This window comes from Pseudomonas sp. TE6288 (assembly GCF_054062095.1).
The window spans coordinates 40,513-62,213 of record NZ_JBSSEW010000003.1; the positions used below are offsets into that span (position 1 = coordinate 40,513).

Genomic DNA, 21,701 nt, shown 5'->3' on the forward strand with positions numbered 1-21,701 from the left:
CGCGGTCTTTTCTTCCGGTATTTTGATAGAGGTTTGCAGAATGATTGAATCGGTTTCCACGGCTTGGGTATTTGGTGCCAGCCTGAATCCAGTCAATGAGCGCAGTGACTGCGCACAGGTCAAGACCAGCGAGTCCGCGCAGCGCTTGGCCCGTCACGAGGAGCCGCAGAAACATGGCATCCTGATGCGGCTGTTCATTACGATTGCCGCGTTCTTCGGCTTTCGCACCGGTGGCCTGGCGGGTGGGACGCAGGCCACGGCCTCGGCGCCGGACGTGATGCGCTCACTCAACGAACAGATGGCCAAGGGACTCCCGGATGTCATCAGGTCGCAGGCAAGCGGAATACTGGCCAAGCAGGAAAACCTGCCAACCGAGCAGTTCATGGCCAGCTATACGGAGCAGCTCACGGGCAGCAACATCATGCGTAACGCCAACTGCCTGTTGTCGAATGTCGTCAAGTTGGGCGAGCTTGTACCTGCGCTGAAGGTTGCGACGAGCATCAACGAGGTCGATATCGTCGGCGGATATTCTTTGAAGGAAGCCCAGTTCCCGGACAATATCGCACTGATGCAGAGCGACCCGAAGGCTGCCGCCAGGGTGCTCGATGCGGTAATGTTCCTGGCCTCGCGATTTGCCGAGTTTCCGGACCCCGAGCAGGTGGGACCTGAAGCGATGGTGGCGTTCGTCAAAGAGGTTGATGCCGAGTTCATTGAGTTGTTCGCCCAGAAGCCTGGGATGCAGGTACCAGCCGTCGTGGTGGATGCACGCGAAGATGACTCTTCGGTGAGGGCCGACACTTTGGGCGGAGCGAGCGATGCTCAGCGTGTGAAACCTGAAGAAGTTTACGACACGACGACTGTCAGTCAGCCTGATCCGGTAACGTCGTTGAAGGCCATCAAGCTCGGCTTTGTCAAGATTGACGACGAGGTCGCTTTGCCAACGCGCAATGACTTCTACGCGACCATGAATTCGCTGCAGCGGCCGACCAGTCCGCTCTCCGAGTCGTTTGAGCATCTGGAGCATCTTGCCGAACATGGCAGTGCTGCCGAGAAGGCAATCGCTTCAATGGTCCTGGACCACCAGGCAATAGGGCAGTCCCACTCCTACGGCGATCTCTTCGGGCAGCGCAAGCTGGAGCCCAATCTGCTGCAGGCCCACTCCGCGCACTCGTTCGTGGACACGCTGCAGAAGAAGCTGGACATGGCAGCACGCCTGCTAGGTGACCTGCAAGCCGCCCACGCGGCTTGAGTGCAACGCTGGCTGGGGGCTTCGGGCTTCAGCCAGCTCTTCGAATTCCCGCCCGCTCACCCCGTGTGAAACCAACCCAGGGTGATCATCGTCACCACGAGATAGCGCCCGCCCTTGGCCACGGTGACCAGCAGCACGAAGCGCCAGAAAGGCTCGCGCATGATCCCAGCGATCAAGGTCAGTGGGTCGCCGATCACCGGCATCCAGCTCAGCAGCAACGACCATTGCCCCCAGCGTTGGTAACGCTGCTGGGCGCGCTCCAGCTGGCGGGTGCCGAACGGGAACCAGCGCTTGTCGCGCAGGTGCTCGATGGCCCGGCCCAGCAGCCAGTTGACGATGGACCCCAGCACATTGCCGAGCGTGGCGACCAGCAGCAGGGTGGCCCAGGCTTGCGGGTCGCGCAGCAGCAGGCCGACCAGCACCGCCTCCGATTGCAGTGGCAGCAGGGTGGCGGCGCCGAAGGCGCTGAGGAACAGCGCCCAGAGGCTGAGCATCAGTAGTTGGCGACCACGGTGTCGCGGTCGTCCAAGGTCACGCCGATGACCTGGTAGGCGTCCTTGTGGTCACCCATCTCCATGCCCGGCGAGCCCATGGGCATGCCGGGCACGGCCAGGCCCTTGAGGTCGGCGCGGCTGGCCAGCAGGCGCACCTGCTCGGCCGGCACATGGCCTTCGACGAACTTGCCGTTGATCACGCCGGTGTGGCACGACGCCAGGCGTGGCGCCACGCCCAGGCGCTGCTTGACCGCGCTCATGTTCGGCTCGACATGGTCGTTGACGGTGAAGCCGCTGTCGCCCAGGTGCTTGATCCACGCCTTGCAGCAGCCGCAGTTGGGGTCGCGGTAGACGTCGATGGTCTCGGCGGCCTGGGCCAGGCCGGTGATGGCCAGCAGGCCAAGGGTGAGCAGGTGTTTGCGCAGCATGGTGAAGCTCCTGTGAAACTAAACATATCTGGTTGATCAGCGCCGCTCCTGCAGGGACACTGGCAGCTCATAAAGGACCGGCGTCAAATTTCAGAAACGCAGGCGGACCCCGGCCACCAACCGGGTCTGGCCGATGTCCTCATCATTTTCTCGGGCCTGGTCGGCGCGGTTGCCGTGCAGGCGGTTGAAGCTGACCCCGACGTAGGGCGCGAACGCGCGCGTGATCTCGTAGCGCAGGCGCAGGCCCACCTCGCTTTCGGCCAGCCCCGCACCTTGTTCGCGCCCGCCGTCGTTGCGCCCGAAGAAGTTGGCTTCGACGGTCGGTTCGAGGATCCAGCGATTGGTCAGCAGCATAGCGTAACCGGCCTCCAGGCGCAGCGCGGTCTGCTGCCGCTCGCCAGCATAGGCGGTGGCTTCCAGCTCCAGTCCGTAGAGCGGCGTGCCCTGGATGCCGAAGGCTGCCCAGCTTTGGCCGCTGGCGGGCTTGAAGTCCTGGCGCACACCGCCGACCAGTTCCCACCAGGGGCTGATGGCATGGCCCCAGAGCGCCTGCAGCTCAGCTTTGTGGGTCTTGCCCTGTTCACGCTCACCTTCGCTGCGCAGCCACAGGCGGTCGATATCGCCGCCGACCCAGGCGGTAGCGTTCCAGTTCAGGGCGCCACTGTTTTCGAAGTTCTGGTACTCCAGCTGGTCGACGATCACTGCCCAGTTGGTTGCCCGGTCGTGCACCTGATGCCCTGGCAGGAGCGGGAAGGCGGCGCGGCGGTCGGCGTCGGTGACTACCGGCAAGGGTGTGCGTGGTTGGTCGGGGGGCGTCGCCGCGTGGTTCATCAGGCTGTGGTCCATGGGCATGCTGCCATGGTTCATCTGGCCGTGGTCCATTGGCATGGCGCCGTGGTTCTTATGGTCCATGCCCGCAGCCAGGGCCCGTTCGCTGGCCAGCAAGGCCATCAGTGCGACACCGGTGACGATACGGCGGTTGCAGTTCTCATTCATCGACCCGTACCTCGCGGAACATGCCGGTCTCCATGTGGTAGAGCAGGTGGCAGTGGTAGGCCCAGCGGCCCAGGGCGTCGGCGGTCACACGGTAGCTGCGCCGGCTGCCGGGAGGGATGTCGAGGGTGTGCTTGCGTACCAGGAAGCGCCCTTGTTCATCTTCCAGGTCGCTCCACATGCCATGCAGGTGGATGGGGTGGGTCATCATGGTGTCGTTGACCAGGGTGATGCGCACCCGCTCGCCATACTTCAGACGCAGCGGCTCGGCATCGCTGAACTTGATGCCGTCGAACGACCAGGCGAAGCGTTCCATGTGTCCGGTCAGGTGCAGTTCGATGTCCCGTGACGGTTCGCGCCCGTCCGGGTCGGGATAGGGACTGCGCAGGTCGGCGTAGGTCAATACCCGGCGGCTATTGCCGCGCAGGCCGATGCCGGGGTCGGCGAGGTTGGCGCGGGGGGCCATGGTCTGCATGTCCACCAGCGGGTTGTCGGTCTCGCTGGTGGGGTGGCTTTGCATCATGGGCATGCCGGCCATGGCCGAGTGGTCCATGCCCGCCATGCTGCCGTGGTCCATCGCCGGCATGTTCGAATGGTCCATCTGGCCCATGCCGCCATGCCCCATGTCGTCCATGCTCAGCACCGGGCGTGGATCCGGCTCGGGTACTGGAGCCTGCAATCCAGCGGCGCGGGCCAGGGTGCCACGGGCGAAGCCGGTACGGTCCATGCTCTGGGCGAACAAGGTGTAGGCGGGCAGGTCGCCCACGGTGACCAGCACGTCATAGGTTTCGGCCACGGCGATGCGTAGTTCGTCCACGGTAACCGGGGTCACCGGCAGGCCGTCGGCGGCGATCACCGTGAGCTTCAGGCCGGGGATGCGAAAGTCGAAATAGGTCATCGCCGAAGCGTTGATAAGGCGCAGGCGCACGGTTTCGCCGGGCTGGAACAGGCAGGTGAAGTTGCCGTCCGGTGGCTGGCCGTTGAGCAGGTAGGTGTAGCCGGCAGCGCTGATGTCGGCGAGGTCGGTGGGGCTCATGCGCATCTTCGCCCAGGCCCAGCGGTTGTCGAGGGTGTTGCGCCAGCCGCTTTCGGCGACATCGTTTATGAAGTCACCCACCGTGCGCTTGTGGTAGTTGAAGGCGTCGGACTGTTTCTTTAGCGTAGCCATCAGCGCTTCCGGCGCCTGGTCCGACCAGTCGCTGAACAGCAGTACATGGTCGCGCTGGTACCTGTGCGGCTCAGGCTCGCGGGGTTCGATGACGATGGCGCCGTACACGCCGGCCTGCTCCTGCAAGCCGGAGTGGCTGTGGTACCAGTAGGTGCCGCTCTGGCGCAGGGTGAACTGGTAGAGGTAGTCGCCGCCCGGTTCGATGCCGGCGAAGCTCAGCCCCGGCACGCCGTCCATGTTGGCCGGCAGGATGATGCCGTGCCAGTGGATCGAGGTGGGCTGGTCCAGGCGGTTGCGCACGCGCAGGGTCACGGTGTCGCCTTCGCGCCAGCGCAGCTGCGGGCCGGGCAGGCTGGCGTTGATGGTCTGCGCGGTGCGTGGGCGGCCGGTGATATTGACCGGGGTCTGGCCGATGAACAGTTCGAACTGCTGGCCACTCAGGTCGTGCAGCGGCAAGCGCCCCTCTGCTGCCTGGGCCAGCGGGCGCCACAGGCCGAGGCCGGCCAGGGCGGTGGCGGCGCCCAGGCCCTTGACGAAGGTGCGGCGGGTTGGAGTCGGTGGCATGGCGTGCTCTCGCTACGAAACTGCCACCATCCTCGCTGCCAGTGCCTGTCAGCTGGCTGAGGCGCGGATTACAGATTTGTCAGGCAGCCGTCTCGGCGCTTTCCAGGTCGCGCATCAGCAAGCCGAACTCCAGGGATACCTGCTCGGGGATCGGCAGGTAGACCACATGGCCATCGCCCGGCGCCACTTCGATGGCCTGCTGCTGACGGTTGCGCAGGCGGTGCAGGTCGAAATGGTAGTTGCCACGCGGAGTCATCAGTTCCAAGTGATCGCCCACGGCGAAACGGTTCTTCACCTTGACCTCGGCCAGGCCATCGACCCGCGCCCCGGTCAGCTCGCCGACGAACTGCTGGCGCTCGGACACCGAGTTGCCGCGCTGGTAGTTCTGGTACTCGTCGTGCACATGGCGGCGCAGGAAGCCTTCGGTGTAACCGCGCTGGGCGAGGGATTCGAGGCTGGCCATCAAGCCGCGGTCGAACGGCCGTCCGGCCACGGCGTCATCGATGGCCTGGCGGTAGGACTGCACGGCGCGGGCGCAGTAGAAGTGCGATTTGGTACGGCCCTCGATCTTCAACGAATGCACGCCCATATGTGCCAGGCGCTCGACGTGCTGGATGGCGCGCAGGTCCTTGGCGTTCATGATGTAGGTGCCGTGCTCGTCCTCGAACGCCGGCATTTCTTCGCCCGGGCGGTTGGACTCCTGCAACAGGAACACCTGGTCAGTGGGGGCGCCTATGCCCAGCGTGGGTTCGAATTCGCGGACGATGTCGCCGGTAGCGTTCTCGGTGGCCGGGGTCGCCTCATACTTCCAGCGGCAGGCATTGGTGCAGGTGCCCTGGTTGGCATCGCGCTTGTTGAGGTAGCCTGACAGCAGGCAACGCCCGGAGTAGGCCATGCACAGCGCGCCATGCACGAACACCTCCAGTTCCATCTCTGGCACCTGCTGGCGGATCTCCTCGATCTCTTCCAGCGACAGCTCCCGCGACAGGATCACCCGGGTCAGGCCCATGCCCTGCCAGAACTTCACGCTGGCCCAGTTCACCGTGTTGGCTTGCACCGAGAGGTGGATGGGCATCTGCGGGAAATGCTGGCGCACCAGCAGGATCAGCCCAGGGTCGGACATGATCAGCGCATCCGGGCCCATCTCGATCACCGGCGCCAGGTCCTTGAGGAAGGTCTTGAGCTTGGCATTGTGCGGGGCGATGTTGACCACCACGTAGAAGCGCTTGCCCAGGGCCTGCGCCTCCTGGATGCCGAGGGCCAGGTTGGCATGGTCGAATTCGTTGTTGCGCACCCGCAGGCTGTAGCGCGGCTGGCCGGCGTAGACCGCGTCGGCGCCGTAGGCGAAGGCATAGCGCATGGTCTTGAGAGTACCGGCGGGGGCGAGCAGTTCGGGCTTGGCGGGAGAGGTCATGGTGCGCACCGGGGCAAAAGGCGCGGATGCTAAGGCGGCGGCGCCTTGCAAGTATTGATCTGGGTCAACGGCACTTTTACCGATGCGCAGCGCACTAAATGGTTGAGCCCTCGAGGAACGCCGATGAACGAAACCGTACTGCAGAACAAAGCCCTGACCGTGTTGTTGGCCCTGGTGACCATCGCCTTCATCTGGATCATGTTGCCGTATTCCGGCGCGATCTTCTGGGCGGTGATCCTCGGCATCCTCTTCGCACCGCTGCAACGCCACCTGTTGCTGCGCTGTGGCGGGCGACGCAACCTGGCGACGGCGGTGGCCCTGGCCACCTGCTTGCTGGTGGCGGTGCTGCCGGTGATCATCATCAGCGCCCTGCTGGTGCAGGAGGGGGCAGCGTTGTACCAGCGCATCGAGAGTGGCCAGCTGGATATCGCCGGCTATATCGAACGGGGCAAGGACATGTTGCCGGCCTATGCCCAGCATTTCCTCGACCGCATGGGCATGGGCAACCTCGATGGCCTGCGCGACAAGATCACCAAGTGGGCGACCCAGGGCAGCCAGTTCCTCGCCGGCCAGGCGTTCAGCTTCGGCCAGGGCACCTTCGAGTTCCTGGTGAGCTTCGGCATCATGCTCTACCTGCTGTTCTTCTTCCTGCGCGAGGGGGCGGAGCTGGCGCGCAAGGTGCGCCAGGCGGTGCCACTGCCCGAGCAGCAGAAACGCCGTCTGCAGCTGAAGTTCAAGCGCGTGGTGCGGGCCACGGTCAAGGGCAACCTGCTGGTGGCGATCACCCAGGGTGCGCTGGGCGGGCTGATCTTCTGGATACTGGGCATTCCCAGCGTGCTGGTGTGGGCGGTGCTGATGGCGTTCCTGTCGTTGCTGCCGGCGGTGGGCGCGGGGATCGTCTGGGCGCCGGTGGCGGTGTACTTCCTGCTGGTCGGGGCGCTGTGGAAGGGGATAGTGCTGACGGCGTTCGGGGTGCTGGTGATCGGCCTGGTGGACAACCTGTTGCGGCCGATCCTGGTGGGCAAGGACACGCGCATGCCGGACTACCTGGTATTGGTTTCGACCTTGGGCGGGTTGGCGGTGTTCGGGCTCAACGGGTTTGTGATCGGGCCGTTGATCGCGGCGCTGTTCATTTCCAGCTGGGCGATCTTCGCCTCGACCAAGCCGCAGGTGCAGTTGCCGTAGTGACAAGTACCGCGCAGGTACAGCTTGCCGAAGGAGCGCTTGGACTGGTCACCTCATTTGTCCGGCCCGTTACGTGGGCAGTCGCTGACGCCTGGTTCCCTGAATACGCCCTGGTTGCCACCTTCCTGCATTTGCCACAAGCGTAACCGCGCGCGTACCACTGCGGCACCGTGGTCGACCACGACCAAGCCGTAGCAAGGTTGAAGATCCTCCACTGACAATTGTTTGAGTGCCTGAGCGGGTGAAATTGACTTGTCCTTGGCAATCTTCACGAAGCCGGCATCATCGACGAGGCGCTGGAAAGCTCCCGTGTTCACTACCGTGATGTTCCTGACCTCGCCGGCGACATTGGTCACCTTCCAGGGATACTCCCACAAGTGCGTGTGACCGTACACGAAGATGTCGAAGCCCCCCAGCTCTCGTTGGCGGTTGGCCAGATGCGAACGGAAGATCGACATTTGGGGGACCAGGGCATTGGTAAGCAAAGCCCCTAGTGAATCGGTGCACGGATTAGCGTTTGACTGGCGGGCTGCCGTGCGGCACAACGTATTGAGATCATCGTCGGAAAGCTGGGTAACCAGTGTGTCGAGTTGATTGCGCATGGCTACCTGCTGTTCATCCACGCCTTCGATCAGCTCTCGCAGTGGGTCTTTAGCGGGAAGCGATAGTAAAAACAGCTGGTGCCCGGCGCGTTCTGCCGCCTTGCGGCTGAAGTTGTCCTGGCCAGGGTCTTGTTTGCCCAGCCCATCGGCTTTCTGGGTCAGCGATGTTTCGAAAATGTTGAAGGCGATGAACCTGGCTGTGTCGGCCAAGGTTCCAAGCCAGCCTCGTTCATGCATGCGGTAACGAGCACCTGCTGTCTCCGGGCTGAGATTATCGATTACCGGGTAGGCGCGTTCTTCGGTGTTGAACAGTTGCTGAACGAACCGTTCTCCCCATGGCCTTACCATGAAGCGTATTCCATCATTGCCTCTGGTGGTTACGGACGGCCATTTCGCGAACGAGTTCACATCGCTGCCGATTTGATGCCCATGTTCGGCAACCACGTGTTTGTCCGCTGATTGCCAGATGCCGCTGGTGACTAGTTGCGCCCGGCCCCGGGTATCGCCGAACGCTGGATAGACCTGCTGCCAAACCTGAGGCACAAGCAATGCGGCGTCATGGTTGCCCGGAATAACATACAGATGGTTGTCTCCCCTGCGTGCGAAATCGCCGAGCAGCGACAGCTCATGGACATGTGCCTTGCTGATCCGGGCTGCCAGGCGCGTCATCTCACCTACTGTGCAGCCTGCGTCGGCCGAACCGCTGCTGCAAGGAATGTCGGCGGGTGTTTGCCACAACTCCAGGAAGTCCCCGACGATGACCAGATCGATGTTGTCACCGTATTCGCTGGAAAGCGCTTGCAGGAAACCTTCCAGAGCATTCGGCCAGCGGAAGTCTTCATAGGGATGCCACCGACCATTGGATTCTTTGCCCAGACCGAAATGCAGGTCACTGATCAAGACGCTCACCCGTGCCGCGGCCATGGCCGAGCCGTTGGGTAGCAGAAACATCAAAACGGTGAGCAATGAAGCCCTAACTGCGCCACGCATGGCATTCCCTCTCCCTAGTGTTTTGCTACGGTGGGGCTGCAAAGTTTCACATCGTGATTGCCGATGATCTGTAATTCCAAGGCCATGTCGCTGTAGCCGGGTTGGTCGTGATAGGCCTGCATCGTGTCATCCACTGCACGGTTGAACAGGTCGATCAGTCTGGCCGGCTCACCTTTGTCCTGAGCGTTCTTGACAGTGTTGGCGAAGCTGACGGCGAAGCGAGTGCCGAATGCCGTGTCGACTTGAAACGGAGAGGTGATAACAGCTTCCATACCGTTGTCCAGCAAATGGTTCATGAAGTTGCGGCTCTCCCGGGATGCACCGCTTGTGGCGCAGGCTGCCAGCACTGCGAAGCTGCCTGTTCCGAATGCTCTGCGTACTTCCGCATTGATGACACGATCAGGTTTTTCATCCCACGCGTAGGTAATGCCGCCTTTATCGTGGTGTGCAAGCAGCAGCAAGCCGGTGCGAGGAGGGTGATCGTCACCTCGTGATCTGAGGAAGTCGAACAATTGAGGATTGTCACGGTACCAACGGTCCCCGGCAGCCGTCGGACGCCAGTCCGACTTTGCAAGCAGCTCGGCTGCTTCGGCCCGGGCACCCTCAAGGCGGTCGGGAATGGCCAGGTCCCAGTTATCGACGCAACTGTCCTTGGGCAGTGACTTGGGTTCAGCTACCGGTTGAACGATCGTCAATCTTCTCGACAGGACCCGCTCCTGGGCATCGGCTGCCAGTAATGCGAGTGGCAGATATTGAATCGATCCATCGTTATCGAAGTAGCGGGTGAGCAATGTGGCAGGGGTGGGCTGCGCGGCAAGCTGCCTCAGCGCGTTTTTCGCGTGCTCGGTCACGGCGTCTTCGCTGCGTTCACGGGCGTTGAAAATGGACGCGGAAAGCTGCCGTACGACGCTGTCGTAGGGGCGTTGCTGGTTGATTTCATCATGAGCCTTGGCAATCGAGTGTTGCAGATTATCGGGTTGTTGAAGAAAACGGGACAGTTCTTCCTTGAGCGTCCAGGCATAGACGGGAGGCGGGTGGCCACTGTCCACAGCGCTTTGCAACTCGGCGCGGCTGACGAAAACGGCTACGGTCTTGGCGTCGCCTTCACGCTTGCTGCCAGTGTCAAAGAACTGCAGGGCAGCATCGGCTTGCGATGGGGTATCGTGTGCATCCAGTGACAGCAGGCTGTCGATGCCGCCGTCAATGGTTGCTTTGCAGTCAGGTGCGGGGTTGCCGGCATCCGCCACCACCGGGACATTGACCACGATCTGGTCGAGAGGCCGCAATCCACTGAAGTTCCAGATGGAGAAGGCAATCTGTGCACAGCCCGTTCGATTGGCCACGACAATGGGCCAGGTGAGCGGCTCACTGACGGAAAGAACCTTGGAAAGCGTCTGTGGTGGTATGCCGTGACTTGCGGCTTGCTCGACCAATTGTACATCGCTGGTCTGCGCAATCAGCCTGCTCCGCTTTATCTTGAGTACCTTCGCGGTCAGTGGTTGGTCCGGGCGTGCGGTCAGGAGATCACTGGTAATGACAGGGCGAATCAACAGGGATATGTCGGCGCCTTCCGGAGTTCGTTGGATTTCTCTGAAAATCCATTTCTCTGCTGCGGTCGCAAGGGCGCCGGGATAGGAGGTGCGGCCTAAATCGAGCGTCAGATCGTACTCGCGGTCTGGATAAAGTTGCTGGCTGAACGTTTTGCTGCCCGACTGATACCAGGTGTTCCAGCGCAGATCGCTGCCTGGCTCGCCTGTATGACTCACCGGATGAAAAACCAGAGGCTCCTGCAGCGCAGCCAACAGCGCTTTATCGACTCGCGCGATCGATTCCCATTGTGTTTTTTCGACCAGGTGGCGCCATTCGTTACGGATATTAACGTCCACATCCAGTTCATTCTCGGCAAAGGATGGCCTTGGCCGGTACATGGCGTTGCGGGTTGTTCTGAATGCGGAGTCAATTCGCTCGCGCAACTCGGCGGAAAGCTGCGCATACTTGGCCTTGTTATAGATGACGGCCAAGGCAGAGAAACGATGAGCGGTCATGGCTATGTAAGGGGTATCGAATGAATGCCCCAACTCCCTCATGGGCAGTTCGGCGGCATCAATCTTTCCACGCTCCAAGGCTCTGGCAATCTGTCGATTGTCCTGCATCAGCACCAGGTGCGCACCAGCAGCCTCAAGGGGGGCGCGCATCGGGCTGTCCTGCAACAGCGCCACCTTGCTGCCGCGGTAGTCGCCGGGCGACCTGGCCGGTGTCTGACTAGCGAGTACGTACGTGTCGACATACAGCGCAACACCAATCTGGCCGAGATCCGAACTCTTCAGGCTGGAGAGCAGATAAGGAGTGGTGTCCTGACCGAAAGCACCGGAAAAGAGTTTATCTTCCGCGCCTTTGCTTACGCTGAACGGTAAGTCGAATACTGCGAAGTTCGGCGCATAGCGACTGATATCACTGGTCGGTACAAGCGCAATGTCGATTTTCCCTTGATGTACCTGTTCGACAACGTCCGAGGCCTCGGACGCCAGCCTCACTTCAACGTTGACCTGTTTGGGCAGGTTCGACTTCAATGTTCCGAGGTCGAAGCCGGTGTCCGGTGGCAACGCCACTTGAACAAGTATGCTCTGAGTTGGCGCAGTTGCAGAGGCCAGGTTGAGCTGGCCGAAGAATATGACAGTGGCAATCAAACCGGCTTTCATCATGCTCGGCTCCTGCTTTGCCCTGCATCGAACCGATGCTTGAGCAATGCACACGGGTGTGGTCCGTGTATCCAAATGCCATCATTCAATCTAGCTGACAAAAGCCATCGGTCAATGGTCGATGGTGGTGTTTTGCTATCGAGGTTGCTGCGCCGACTTCGCCGTGTGCTGCTACATTTTTCCAGGCGTGCATGTAACGGGAGAAGCCAATGGCTGGCAAAACCTCAAGTGTGTGCCGATGGGGGCTGGTCGTCCTCATTCCCTGGGCTCTGGCAGGTTTGTCCGGCTGTAAACCCGAGATGCTGGCATCCCCTATCCCCAGCTCCTTCACTGTCGCCTCGCTACCTATCGGTGCGGCGGGCATAGGTGATGATCGGCAGCTGTTTGCCAACCATTTTGCGGCGGAGTTGGCCCGATCTCCGTTAGGGCGTGCAAGCCATGTCCAGGCGTGGATCCATTGGCCAGACAGGGCAATTGCCCGTCCGACGTCCGAAGCTTCGTTACGGGGCGTTTCCGTGCTAGTGATCCCAGGAATCTTTGGTGACTGTGTAGCCGATCAGTCGCTTCCGTTCAGTGATGGCGTTACCAGAACTCCGGCGCGCAATCTCACAGAAGGTTATACCTACTTGGCATCCCTTGGGCTTCGACGAGTACGTGCCGTGGCGGTGGGGGGAAGAGTCTCGTCCATGACCAATGGCATGGCGATAGCTGATGCGATCCGTCAGGAGGCGACGGACCCGACAGTATCCCGGGTTATCGTCGTCGGGTACTCGAAAGGCGTGGCGGACACCCTGGTAGCCCTTGCGCGACTGGAGGACAGCGGATCGCCCCGAGCGCCATTGTCGTTCGTGTCGCTGTCTGGCGTTGTGATGGGTACCCCGCTGGCCGATTCCCATGACGACCTTTACCAGAAGCTTGCCTCTCGATTCGAAGCATTGCAGTGTACCCGCTCGGACGGACATGAGGTCACGAGCCTTACCCGACGTGAGCGCGTCCGTTGGCTGGCGAGCCATCCCCGGCTACCTGGGGTAAACAGCTATACGGTGCTTGCTTACACTGTTGCCGGAGATGTTTCTCCAGGTTTACGTCCTTTCTACGAACGCCTTGCCAGAATCGATCCTCGCAATGATGGCCAGATGCTTGCCGCCGATGCCGTGTTGCCGGGCTCCACTTTGTTGGCAGAAGTGAAGTCGGACCACTGGACTTATGTGTTGCCCTTACAGGATCACCCGAACTGGCTTGTGCGTGGCGCTGCTGCCAACCTTACCTTCCCCCGTGCGGCATTTTTCCGAGCTTTGTTGCGTACGGTTGTTGAGTTGGATGAGCAACGGCAGCGCAGTGAAGACCTAGCCACCAGTCAGCGAAAACTGTAGGACACCCCCGCATACACCCCGAACCCTTCCCCCGGCGTCGAGCGGGCGATGTCCTGCCCGGCATCGTTGTACCCCGGCGTCACCGTCGCCGCGTAACGCTTGTTGGTCAGGTTGCGCAAGTCCAGCCAGGTCTGCCAGTCGCGCTTGGGCGAGTCCCAGCCCAGCCGCGCGCCGAGCAGGGCGTAGGCGTCGGCGTGGTAGCTGTTGGCATAGTCCACCTGCACCTTGGAGGCCATCTGCGTGTTCACCCCCGCGTAGAAGCCCGCCGGCCAGTCGTAGCGCAGTTCGGCCTGGTAGTAGTGCATGGGGATGCCGGGCAGGCGGTTGTCGCCGAACTTGTCGTCGTCGCGGTAGTGGAAGTCACTGAAGGCGTAGGCTTGGCGCAGGCTGAGCTTGCCGGTGCCGGGTTGCTCCCAGAGGAGGCTGTCCAGGCCGGCTTCGAGGCCCTGGTGCACGGTGGGGCTGGCGTTGAACTCCTTGAACGGCAAACCTTGCACGACTTCCACGTTCAGCAGTTCGTGGCGCACTTGGGCGTAGTACCAGGCCAGGTCCCAGCGCCCCAGGGCCGAATCACCGCGGGCGCCCAGTTCCAGGGTAGTGGCGGTCTGGTTCTGCATCTTCATCGGCTGGTTGTTTACCGGCGCGCTCCAGACCAGCGACCACGGGTGCGGCGGCTCCACCGAGCGGCTGAGGTTGCCGTAGACCTGCAGGTCCGGGCGGATGTCGTAACGCAGGCCCAGGCGTGGCGCATAATCCCAGTCATGCTGGCTGACCTTGCCGCCACTGCTTGGATAGGTGACATCGCTTTCACGGCGGGTGTAGATCATCGCCAGGCCCGTGGTCAGCCACAGGTTCGGAATAAGCTCCAGATCGTTGCCTGCATGCAACACAGTGTCCGAACCTTGGTAGCTGAAGTCGCGGGTGCGGGCCCCGAAATTGTCGCCGCCGGGGCGGGCGAACTGCGAGGCGCCGCTGTTGGGCAGGTGCTTGGTGGTGCGCCAGCCTAGCGTGGTCTTGCTCTCATGGCCAAACAGGGTGTCACGACGCAAGTAGTTCAGCGTGCCGCTGACATCGGTGTAGGCGACCTTCAGGCGCATCGGGCCTTCACGCAGGTCCATCGGGTAGTCGTGATAGACCAGCCCCGCCTCCAGGCGCGAATCGTCATCCAGGAAGAAGGTCGTCTTGTTGCCGACCCAGGTGCTGCCCGGTTGCGGGCGGCTGTCATCGCGGGCCAGGTAGGCAGGGTTTGCCGCGCGTGGATCGTGCTTGATCTGGCCTTTGGTCAGGCGTCCGGCCAGATCGTTCTCGGTCTCGCGGTAGCGCAGGTAGAAGCGCGTCTCCAGGTTCGGGTTGAAGCGATAGCCGACGTTGGCGGCGATGCCCTTGGCGCTGCCACTGCTGTGCCGCTGGAAGCCGTCGTACTCGGCGTCGGTAAGCGCTACGTAATAGTCGAGGTTGCCCAGCACCTGCCCGGAGCTGATGTGCCGGCGCTGGTAGCCACGGCTGCCGACTTCGTAGCGCACCTGCAAGGGTGCGGCATCGTAGCCGGTGTGGGTCACGTAGTTGATCGCGCCGCCCAGGGCCAGCGAGCCCTGGGCGAAACCGTTGGCACCGCGCAGCACTTCGGCGCGGCTCAGCCACAGCGGTTCGAACAGCTCATAGGGCGTGCCGCCGGGACCTGTCAGCGGCAGGCCGTCGAACATCGTGTAGACGCCCGAACCGTGGGCACCCGGCGCGCGGTTGATGCCCGAACCACGGATCGACAGCTTGATGCCGTCGTTGCCCGCCGACTGGGCGAACACTCCCGGCTGGTAGGCCAGCACATCCTGATTGGTCGCCACCCGGCCCTGGCCCACCTTGTCCATGTCCACCAGGTTGCTGGCGCCGGGGATTTCACGCAGGTGATCGGCGGCGGCTTCCAGCTCGGACTGTTGATGGTCCTGGATCAGCACCTGGTCGAGTTCGACGCGGTTGGCGGCCTGGGCGGAGCCGGCGACGAACAGGGCCAGCAGGGAGTAGGGCAGGGTGGGGCGCATGGGGACGAGGTTCCAGATCGGGTGCGGGAGTCTGACGCTGCAAAGGGCAGACGAAGCACAGTGGTCGATCTGTAATAGCCATGGGGCTGCGTTGCAGCCCTTTCGCCGGCAAGCCGGCTCCCACAGGGATCGCTGTTGTTCTGTGGGAGCTGGCTTGCCGGCGAAAGGGCCGCAAAGCGGCCCCAAAAAAGAACACCCCGCCGAGGCGGGGTGTCTTGTGTTGCTGGCAGCCGATCAGCCGATCAGTTGCAAACCAGCCTGCTGCACCATCTCCAGCAGCGGCTGCGGGTACACGCCCAGCACGAAGGCAAGGATCGCGATGGCCAGCAGCATCACGCCGCCGGTGCGCTGTTCCCACTTCAGCGGGGCGTCGTGGCGACGCAAGTTCGGCTCGACCAGGTACAGGGTGACCATGACACGCAGGTAGTAGTACACGCCGATGGCGCTACCGATCACCAGGGCGCCGACCAGCCACCAAAGGTGCGACTCGACGCCGGTGGCGATGATGTAGAACTTGCCGATGAAGCCTGCGGTCAGCGGGATACCGGCCAGCGACAGCATCATCACGGTCAGTACCGCGGTCAGGTACGGACGGCGCCAGAACAGGCCGCGGTACTCGTACAGGGCGTCGGCGTCACGGCCGGCGTATGGCGAGGACATCAGGGTGATCACGCCGAAGGCGCCGAGGCTGGTGATCACGTAGGTGACCAGATACACGCCCATGGCTTCCAGGGCCAGGCCCTTGCTGGCGACCAGGGCGATGACCAGGTAGCCGAAGTGGGCGATGGATGAGTAACCCAGCAGGCGCTTGAGGTTGCTCTGGGTCAGCGCCAGCAGGTTGCCGATGATGATCGACGCCACGGCGATGACTGCCAGTACGGTGCTCAGTACGCCGCTGCTGGCGGCGGGGGAGAGCATGAACAGGCGCACGACCACGGCGAATACCGCGACCTTGCTGGCGGTGGCCAGGAACGCGGCGACCGGCGCCGGGGCGCCTTCATACACGTCCGGGGTCCACAGGTGGAACGGCACCAGCGACAGCTTGAAGGCCAGGCCCACCAGCATCATGCCCAGGCCCAGTTGCGCCAGCAGGCTTGGCATGCTGGTAGCGGCCAGGGCCTTGCCCAGCTGGTCGAAGGTCAGGGCGCCGGCGTCGGCATACAGCAGCGCCATGCCGAACAGCAGGAAGGCGGAACCGGCGGCCGACAGCACCATGTACTTGATGCCGGCTTCCAGCGAGCGCTTGTTGAAGAACGCATACGCCACCAGGCCGTAGACCGGCACCGACAGCAGCTCCAGGCCGATGAACAGGCCGGCCAGGTGGTTGGCGCTGACCAGCACCAGGCCACCCAGTGCCGACATCAGCAGCAGCAGGTACAGCTCTTCACGGTTGCCTGGGAAGCCTTTGGAGCCTTCGCCGAGGTAGGCGTGGGCGAGGGTGACGCAGGCCAGGGTGGCCACCAGGATGATCGCCATGTACAGGCAGGCGAACTTGTCGATGGTCACCAGCGAGGTCACCGCCAGGGGCGCGACCTTCAGCGCCGGCAGGATCGACAGCAGGGCCAGGTTCAGGCCCACGGTGGACAGCAGGAAGGTCTGCGAGTGGTTGCGCTTCCAGGCGATCGCCAGCATCACCACCACCGTGGTGATGGTGGTGATCAGCATCGGCGCCAATGCGATGAAGTGTTGAGTGGTGAATTCCATAGCGCTCTTACCGGGCCGAAGCGAGTTGAGTGAAAGCGGAACCGAGCCACTGCTGCACACCGCTCATGGTGGCGGCAGAGGTGTCGAGGAACGGCTGCGGATACACGCCCAGCAGGATCAAGAGGCCAGCCAGGCCCAGCACCATGATCAGCTCGCGACTGTCCATGCCGGCCAGCACGGTGTCGGCCTTGGCCGGGCCGAAGTAGGCGCGGTGGATCATGATCAGCGAGTACACCGAGCCGAACACAAGGCCGGTGGTGGCGATCACGGTGATCCATGGGACGTGGGCGAAGCTGCCGATCAGGATCAGGAACTCGCCGACGAAGTTGCCGGTACCCGGCAGGCCCAGTGAGGCGGCGGCGAAGAACAGGCTGATGGCTGGCAGATAAGCGATGCGGTGCCACAGGCCACCCATCTCGCGCATGTCACGGGTGTGCAGGCGCTCGTACAGCTGGCCGGCCAGGATGAACAGCGCGGCGGCCGACAGGCCGTGGGCCAGCATCTGGATCACCGCGCCCTGCAGGGCCTGCTGGCTGCCGGAGTAGATGCCGATCAGCACGAAGCCCATGTGCGAAACGCTGGAGAAGGCCACCAGGCGCTTGATGTCGGTTTGCGCGAAGGCCAGGAAGGCCCCGTAGAAGATACCGATCAGGCCCAAGGTCATGGCGATCGGCGCGAACTCGGCCGAAGCGTTCGGGAACAGCGGCAGGGCGAAGCGCAGCAGGCCGTAGGCCGCAGTCTTCAGCAGGATACCGGCCAGGTCCACGGAACCGGCGGTCGGCGCCTGGGCGTGGGCGTCCGGCAGCCAGGAGTGGAACGGCACCACCGGCAGTTTCACCGCGAAGGCGATGAAGAAGCCCAGCATCAGGATGTACTCGACGCCGGCCGGCAGTTCGGCCTTGAGCAGGTCGCTGTAATTGAAGGTGATTACGCCGGTGCTGTTGTAGTTGACCAGCACCAGACCGAGGATCGCCACCAGCATGATCAGGCCGCTGGCCTGGGTGAAGATGAAGAACTTGGTCGCCGCGTAGATCCGCGTCTTCTTGCCGTCCGACGAGCTGTGACCCCAGAGCGCGATGAGGAAGTACATCGGCACCAGCATCATTTCCCAGAAGAAGAAGAACAGGAACAGGTCCAGGGCCAGGAACACACCGACCACGCCGCCGAGAATCCACATCAGGTTGAGGTGGAAGAAGCCGACGTGGCGCTGGATCTCTTTCCACGAACACAGCACCGACAGCACGCCGAGCAGGCCGGTGAGCAGGATCATCAGCAGCGACAGGCCGTCGAGGGCCAGGTGGATGCTGATGCCGAAGCGCTTGATCCACTCGACCTTGTATTCGAGGGCCCAGGCCGGTTCGGCACCCGGCGCCGGGGCCAGAGTGTAGTTGCCGTTCGCCCACAGCCACAGGCCGATGCCAAGCAGCAGGGACATGGTCAGCAGCGCGATCCAGCGCGGCAGGGTGGAGCCGAAGCGCTCACCCAGCCAGCACAGGAAGCCGCCGATGAAGGGGATCAGGATCAGCCAAGGCAAAATCATGACGGGTTGGTTTCCTTTGGCAAAGTCGCAAGATTCATGGTCATACCGCGGCCACTACCACGGCACCGAGTACCAGTACGGCACCGACGGCGATCGAAGCGGTGTACCAGCGCAGCTGGCCGGTCTCGGTCTTGCTCATGGCGACGTGACCGCCGCGAGCCAGGCGAGGAATGAGGCCGATGCTGCGGTCAACCGGATCCTTGCGCAGGATGTGGCTGATCAGCAGGTAAGGTTTGACGAAGAGCTTGTCGTAGATCCAGTCGAAGCCCCAGGCGGCGAACCACCAGGCCGACAGGACGCGACCGATACCACTGTTGGCGATCGCGGTGACCAGGCGACGCTTGCCCAGGAACAGCAGGGCCGACAGCAGGATACCGGCGATGGCGATGGCGCCCGAGGCGATTTCCAGCGAGTGCTTGGCTTCGCCACCGGCGTGGCCGGCGCTTTCAGGCAGCACGCCTGCCAGTGGCGGGTGGATCCAGGCGCCGACGAAGGTCGACAGCACGATCAGCACGCCCAGCGGCAGCCAGTGGCTGATGCCGTGGCCGGCGTGGGCTTCGGTCTTGGCTTCGCCGTGGAAGGCGATGAAGATCAGGCGGAAGGTGTACAGCGAGGTCATGAATGCGCCGACCAGGCCGGCGTACAGCAGGCCGCTGTTGCCGCTGGCGAAGGCTTCCCAGAGGATCTCGTCCTTGGAGTAGAAGCCCACGGTCAGGATCGGCAGGGCGGCCAGGGCGGCGCCACCGACCACGAAGCTGGCATAGGCCAGCGGCAGCTTCTTCCACAGGCCGCCCATCTTGAAGATGTTCTGCTCGTGGTGGCAGGCGACGATCACCGCACCGGAGGCAAGGAACAGCAGGGCCTTGAAGAAGGCGTGGGTCATCAGGTGGAAGATCGCCGCGTCCCAGGCGCCGACGCCCAGGGCCAGGAACATGTAGCCGATCTGGCTCATGGTCGAGTAGGCGAGGATACGCTTGATGTCGGTCTGCACCAGGGCGGCGAAGCCGGCCAGGACCAGGGTCACGCCGCCCACGACGCCGACCAGGTGCAGCACATCCGGCGCCAGCAGGAACAGGCCGTTGGTACGGGCGATCAGGTACACGCCCGCGGTCACCATGGTGGCGGCGTGGATCAGTGCCGAAACCGGGGTCGGGCCGGCCATCGCGTCGGCCAGCCAGGTCTGCAGCGGCAGCTGGGCCGATTTACCGACCGCGCCACCCAGCAGCATCAGGGTCGCCAGGACCATCCAGGTGTCACCGGCCTGGAACTTCTGCGGCGCCAGTACCAGCAGTTCCTGCACGTTCAGGGTACCCAGCTGGACAAACAGGATGAACAGGCCGATGGCCATGAACACGTCGCCGATGCGGGTGACGATGAATGCCTTCAGTGCCGCGTTACCGTTGTTGCGGTTGCTGTAGTAGAAACCGATCAACAGGTACGAGCACAGGCCCACGCCTTCCCAGCCGAAGTAGATGAACAGCAGGTTGTCGCCCAGCACCAGGAACAGCATGCTGGCGATGAACAGGTTGGTGTACGAGAAGAAGCGCGAGTAGCCGGCTTCGCCACGCATATACCAGGAGGCGAACAGGTGGATCAGGAAGCCCACGCCGGTGACCACGCCCAGCATGGTGACCGACAGGCCATCCACGTACAGGGTGAAGTTCGGCGCGAAGCCGTCCACCGACATCCACTGCCACAGCAGCTGGCTGTAAGCGCCGCCTTCAGGCGGGGCAACGTTGAACTGCCAGATCACGTAGGCGGCGGTGGCCGCCGACAGACCGACCGAGCCGACGCCGATCAGCGCCGACAGGTTCTCGGACCAGCGGCCGCGCGAGAACGACAGCAGCAGGAAGCCGATCAGGGGGAATACGAACGTCAGGAAGATAAGGTTCATCCGCGCATCTCACTGGCAGCATCGATGTCGAGAGTGTGGAAGCGGCGATACAGCTGCAGCAGGATCGCCAGGCCAATGCTGGCCTCGGCGGCTGCCAGGCTGATCACCAGAATGAACATCACCTGGCCGTCGGGTTGGACCCAACGGGCACCGGCGACGATGAACGCCAGGGCAGCGGCGTTCATCATGACTTCCAGGCTCATGAGCACGAAGAGGATGTTGCGGCGGACCATCAGGCCAACCAGACCTAAGCAGAACAGGATGCCGGCGACCGCCAGACCATGCTCGAGAGGGATAGCACCCATGATTTACTCCTTCGCCTCGTTGCGGCCCAGGTGGAAGGCGGTGACGGCTGCCGCGAGCAGCAGCATCGACGCCAGTTCGACCACCAGCAGGTACGGCCCGAACAGGCTGATGCCGACCTCTTTGGCGCTGACGGTGGTACCGCTGATGGCGGCGCCCGACGGGGTGACGAACAGCACGTAGAGCAGCTCCAGCAGCAGCAGGGCGGCGAGGATCACAGGCCCCGCCCAGATACCCGGCTTGAGCCAGCCACGCTCTTGGGCGACCGAGGCCGGCCCGAGGTTGAGCATCATCACCACGAAGACGAACAGCACCATGATGGCACCGGCGTAGGCGATCACTTCCAGGGCACCGGCGAAGGGGGCGCCGAGGGAGAAGAAGATCATCGCCACGGAAATCAGCGAGATGATCAGGTAGAGCAGGGCGTGCACCGGGTTGGTGCCGGTCACCACGCGCAGCGTGGAGACAACGGCGACACCGGATGCGAAGTAGAAAGCGAATTCCATCTTTCTGTCCTTATGGGAGCAAGCTCTTCACGTTGATCGGCTCGGCTTCGTTCTGTGCTGAGCCCTTCGGCTTGCCAGCGATCGCCATACCCGCAACACGGTAGAAGTTGTAGTCAGGGTTCTTGCCGGGGCCGGAGATCAGCAGATCTTCTTTCTCGTACACCAGGTCCTGACGCTTGAACTCGGCCATTTCGAAATCCGGAGTCAGCTGGATCGCGGTGGTCGGGCACGCCTCTTCGCACAGGCCGCAGAAGATGCAGCGCGAGAAGTTGATGCGGAAGAACTCGGGGTACCAACGGCCGTCCTCGGTCTCGGCCTTCTGCAGCGAGATACAGCCGACCGGGCAGGCCACCGCGCAGAGGTTGCACGCCACGCAGCGCTCCTCGCCGTCGGGGTCGCGGGTGAGGACGATGCGGCCACGGTAGCGCGGCGGCAGGTACACGGGTTCTTCGGGGTACTGCAGGGTGTCGCGCTTGCGGAACCCGTGGGAGAACACCATTGCCAGGCTGCGCAGCTGGGTGCCGGTGCCCTTAACGATGTCGCCGATATACTTGAACAT

General features: G+C 62.9%; 17 protein-coding genes. 3 read left to right on the forward strand and 14 right to left on the reverse strand.

Annotated elements, in window-relative coordinates; all coding sequences use genetic code 11:
- Positions 1 to 40 precede the first annotated feature (40 nt).
- Entirely contained in the window at positions 41 to 1,249 is a 1,209-nt protein-coding gene (locus ACVWY1_RS03620) for a hypothetical protein (protein ID WP_277504922.1), read from the forward strand.
- Between the two features lie 56 nt (positions 1,250 to 1,305).
- Here the strand turns inward: ACVWY1_RS03620 and ACVWY1_RS03625 are convergent, their stop codons facing one another.
- The 5 genes from ACVWY1_RS03625 to trhP all read right to left on the reverse strand — a co-directional run bounded on the left by ACVWY1_RS03625 (position 1,306) and on the right by trhP (position 6,310).
- A complete protein-coding gene (locus ACVWY1_RS03625; protein ID WP_277504920.1) occupies positions 1,306 to 1,743 on the reverse strand; it encodes a YqaA family protein in 438 nt (145 codons plus the stop codon).
- The gene (locus ACVWY1_RS03630) at positions 1,743 to 2,171 is read right to left on the reverse strand and encodes a DUF411 domain-containing protein (RefSeq protein ID WP_139670011.1); all 429 of its coding nucleotides are present in this window, start codon (positions 2,169 to 2,171) and stop codon (positions 1,743 to 1,745) included. The genes ACVWY1_RS03625 and ACVWY1_RS03630 overlap by 1 nt, the downstream gene beginning before the upstream one ends.
- A gap of 90 nt (positions 2,172 to 2,261) precedes the next feature.
- Complete coding sequence (locus ACVWY1_RS03635) at positions 2,262 to 3,167, reverse strand: copper resistance protein B (protein ID WP_198753959.1); 906 nt, start codon at positions 3,165 to 3,167, stop codon at positions 2,262 to 2,264.
- Positions 3,160 to 4,896 carry a copper resistance system multicopper oxidase gene (locus ACVWY1_RS03640; protein WP_277504919.1) on the reverse strand — a complete coding sequence of 579 codons (1,737 nt, stop codon included), beginning with the start codon at positions 4,894 to 4,896 and terminating at the stop codon, positions 3,160 to 3,162. Before ACVWY1_RS03640 ends, ACVWY1_RS03635 begins: the two co-directional genes overlap by 8 nt.
- Before the next feature lie 79 nt (positions 4,897 to 4,975).
- Positions 4,976 to 6,310: a prephenate-dependent tRNA uridine(34) hydroxylase TrhP gene (gene trhP, locus ACVWY1_RS03645; RefSeq protein WP_139670018.1), complete on the reverse strand. Its 1,335-nt coding sequence runs from the start codon at positions 6,308 to 6,310 to the stop codon at positions 4,976 to 4,978.
- Positions 6,311 to 6,433: 123 nt separating this feature from the next.
- Here trhP and ACVWY1_RS03650 point away from each other — a divergent pair, with 123 nt between their 5' ends.
- On the forward strand, positions 6,434 to 7,495 hold the full coding sequence (locus ACVWY1_RS03650) for an AI-2E family transporter (RefSeq protein ID WP_277504918.1): 1,062 nt from the start codon (positions 6,434 to 6,436) through the stop codon (positions 7,493 to 7,495).
- 53 nt (positions 7,496 to 7,548) lie between these two features.
- Here the strand turns inward: ACVWY1_RS03650 and ACVWY1_RS03655 are convergent, their stop codons facing one another.
- Together ACVWY1_RS03655 and ACVWY1_RS03660 are read right to left on the reverse strand one after the other, a co-directional pair.
- Positions 7,549 to 9,087, reverse strand: coding sequence for a metallophosphoesterase family protein (locus ACVWY1_RS03655; RefSeq protein ID WP_277504916.1), 1,539 nt, complete (start codon positions 9,085 to 9,087; stop codon positions 7,549 to 7,551).
- A gap of 14 nt (positions 9,088 to 9,101) precedes the next feature.
- Positions 9,102 to 11,789, reverse strand: coding sequence for a TRAP transporter substrate-binding protein (locus ACVWY1_RS03660; protein ID WP_457377793.1), 2,688 nt, complete (start codon positions 11,787 to 11,789; stop codon positions 9,102 to 9,104).
- Between the two features lie 683 nt (positions 11,790 to 12,472).
- Here ACVWY1_RS03660 and ACVWY1_RS03665 point away from each other — a divergent pair.
- Complete coding sequence (locus ACVWY1_RS03665) at positions 12,473 to 13,159, forward strand: hypothetical protein (protein ID WP_277504910.1); 687 nt, start codon at positions 12,473 to 12,475, stop codon at positions 13,157 to 13,159.
- On the opposite strand, the gene ACVWY1_RS03670 is transcribed toward ACVWY1_RS03665, so the two are convergent.
- From ACVWY1_RS03670 to nuoI, 7 genes are all read right to left on the reverse strand, one after another.
- Complete coding sequence (locus tag ACVWY1_RS03670) at positions 13,144 to 15,195, reverse strand: TonB-dependent receptor family protein (RefSeq protein ID WP_277504907.1); 2,052 nt, start codon at positions 15,193 to 15,195, stop codon at positions 13,144 to 13,146. The genes ACVWY1_RS03665 and ACVWY1_RS03670 overlap by 16 nt on opposite strands.
- Positions 15,196 to 15,429: 234 nt before the next feature.
- Positions 15,430 to 16,899, reverse strand: coding sequence for an NADH-quinone oxidoreductase subunit NuoN (nuoN, locus tag ACVWY1_RS03675; RefSeq protein ID WP_102685131.1), 1,470 nt, complete (start codon positions 16,897 to 16,899; stop codon positions 15,430 to 15,432).
- Between the two features lie 7 nt (positions 16,900 to 16,906).
- Positions 16,907 to 18,439: an NADH-quinone oxidoreductase subunit M gene (gene nuoM / locus ACVWY1_RS03680; RefSeq protein ID WP_102685132.1), complete on the reverse strand. Its 1,533-nt coding sequence runs from the start codon at positions 18,437 to 18,439 to the stop codon at positions 16,907 to 16,909.
- A gap of 40 nt (positions 18,440 to 18,479) precedes the next feature.
- The gene (gene nuoL, locus ACVWY1_RS03685; protein ID WP_102685133.1) at positions 18,480 to 20,333 is read right to left on the reverse strand and encodes an NADH-quinone oxidoreductase subunit L; all 1,854 of its coding nucleotides are present in this window, start codon (positions 20,331 to 20,333) and stop codon (positions 18,480 to 18,482) included.
- The gene (gene nuoK, locus ACVWY1_RS03690) at positions 20,330 to 20,638 is read right to left on the reverse strand and encodes an NADH-quinone oxidoreductase subunit NuoK (protein ID WP_023631349.1); all 309 of its coding nucleotides are present in this window, start codon (positions 20,636 to 20,638) and stop codon (positions 20,330 to 20,332) included. The genes nuoL and nuoK overlap by 4 nt, the downstream gene beginning before the upstream one ends.
- A gap of 3 nt (positions 20,639 to 20,641) precedes the next feature.
- Entirely contained in the window at positions 20,642 to 21,142 is a 501-nt protein-coding gene (gene nuoJ, locus ACVWY1_RS03695) for an NADH-quinone oxidoreductase subunit J (protein WP_023631348.1), read from the reverse strand.
- Positions 21,143 to 21,152: 10 nt separating this feature from the next.
- The gene (gene nuoI / locus ACVWY1_RS03700; RefSeq protein ID WP_003251442.1) at positions 21,153 to 21,701 is read right to left on the reverse strand and encodes an NADH-quinone oxidoreductase subunit NuoI; all 549 of its coding nucleotides are present in this window, start codon (positions 21,699 to 21,701) and stop codon (positions 21,153 to 21,155) included.

Coding starts and splice junctions, on each gene's coding strand:
- ACVWY1_RS03660 (WP_457377793.1), bottom strand. CDS start 11,789: ATGATGAAAGCCGGTTTGATTGCCACTGTCATATTCTTCGGCCAGCTC.
- ACVWY1_RS03655 (WP_277504916.1), bottom strand. CDS start 9,087: ATGCGTGGCGCAGTTAGGGCTTCATTGCTCACCGTTTTGATGTTTCTG.
- ACVWY1_RS03665 (WP_277504910.1), top strand. CDS start 12,473: ATGACCAATGGCATGGCGATAGCTGATGCGATCCGTCAGGAGGCGACG.
- nuoM (WP_102685132.1), bottom strand. CDS start 18,439: ATGATTTTGCCTTGGCTGATCCTGATCCCCTTCATCGGCGGCTTCCTG.
- ACVWY1_RS03670 (WP_277504907.1), bottom strand. CDS start 15,195: ATGCGCCCCACCCTGCCCTACTCCCTGCTGGCCCTGTTCGTCGCCGGC.
- ACVWY1_RS03630 (WP_139670011.1), bottom strand. CDS start 2,171: ATGCTGCGCAAACACCTGCTCACCCTTGGCCTGCTGGCCATCACCGGC.
- nuoI (WP_003251442.1), bottom strand. CDS start 21,701: ATGTTCAAGTATATCGGCGACATCGTTAAGGGCACCGGCACCCAGCTG.
- nuoN (WP_102685131.1), bottom strand. CDS start 16,899: ATGGAATTCACCACTCAACACTTCATCGCATTGGCGCCGATGCTGATC.
- ACVWY1_RS03635 (WP_198753959.1), bottom strand. CDS start 3,167: ATGAATGAGAACTGCAACCGCCGTATCGTCACCGGTGTCGCACTGATG.
- ACVWY1_RS03625 (WP_277504920.1), bottom strand. CDS start 1,743: ATGCTCAGCCTCTGGGCGCTGTTCCTCAGCGCCTTCGGCGCCGCCACC.
- nuoK (WP_023631349.1), bottom strand. CDS start 20,638: ATGGGTGCTATCCCTCTCGAGCATGGTCTGGCGGTCGCCGGCATCCTG.
- ACVWY1_RS03640 (WP_277504919.1), bottom strand. CDS start 4,896: ATGCCACCGACTCCAACCCGCCGCACCTTCGTCAAGGGCCTGGGCGCC.
- nuoJ (WP_023631348.1), bottom strand. CDS start 21,142: ATGGAATTCGCTTTCTACTTCGCATCCGGTGTCGCCGTTGTCTCCACG.
- trhP (WP_139670018.1), bottom strand. CDS start 6,310: ATGACCTCTCCCGCCAAGCCCGAACTGCTCGCCCCCGCCGGTACTCTC.
- ACVWY1_RS03620 (WP_277504922.1), top strand. CDS start 41: ATGATTGAATCGGTTTCCACGGCTTGGGTATTTGGTGCCAGCCTGAAT.
- ACVWY1_RS03650 (WP_277504918.1), top strand. CDS start 6,434: ATGAACGAAACCGTACTGCAGAACAAAGCCCTGACCGTGTTGTTGGCC.
- nuoL (WP_102685133.1), bottom strand. CDS start 20,333: ATGAACCTTATCTTCCTGACGTTCGTATTCCCCCTGATCGGCTTCCTG.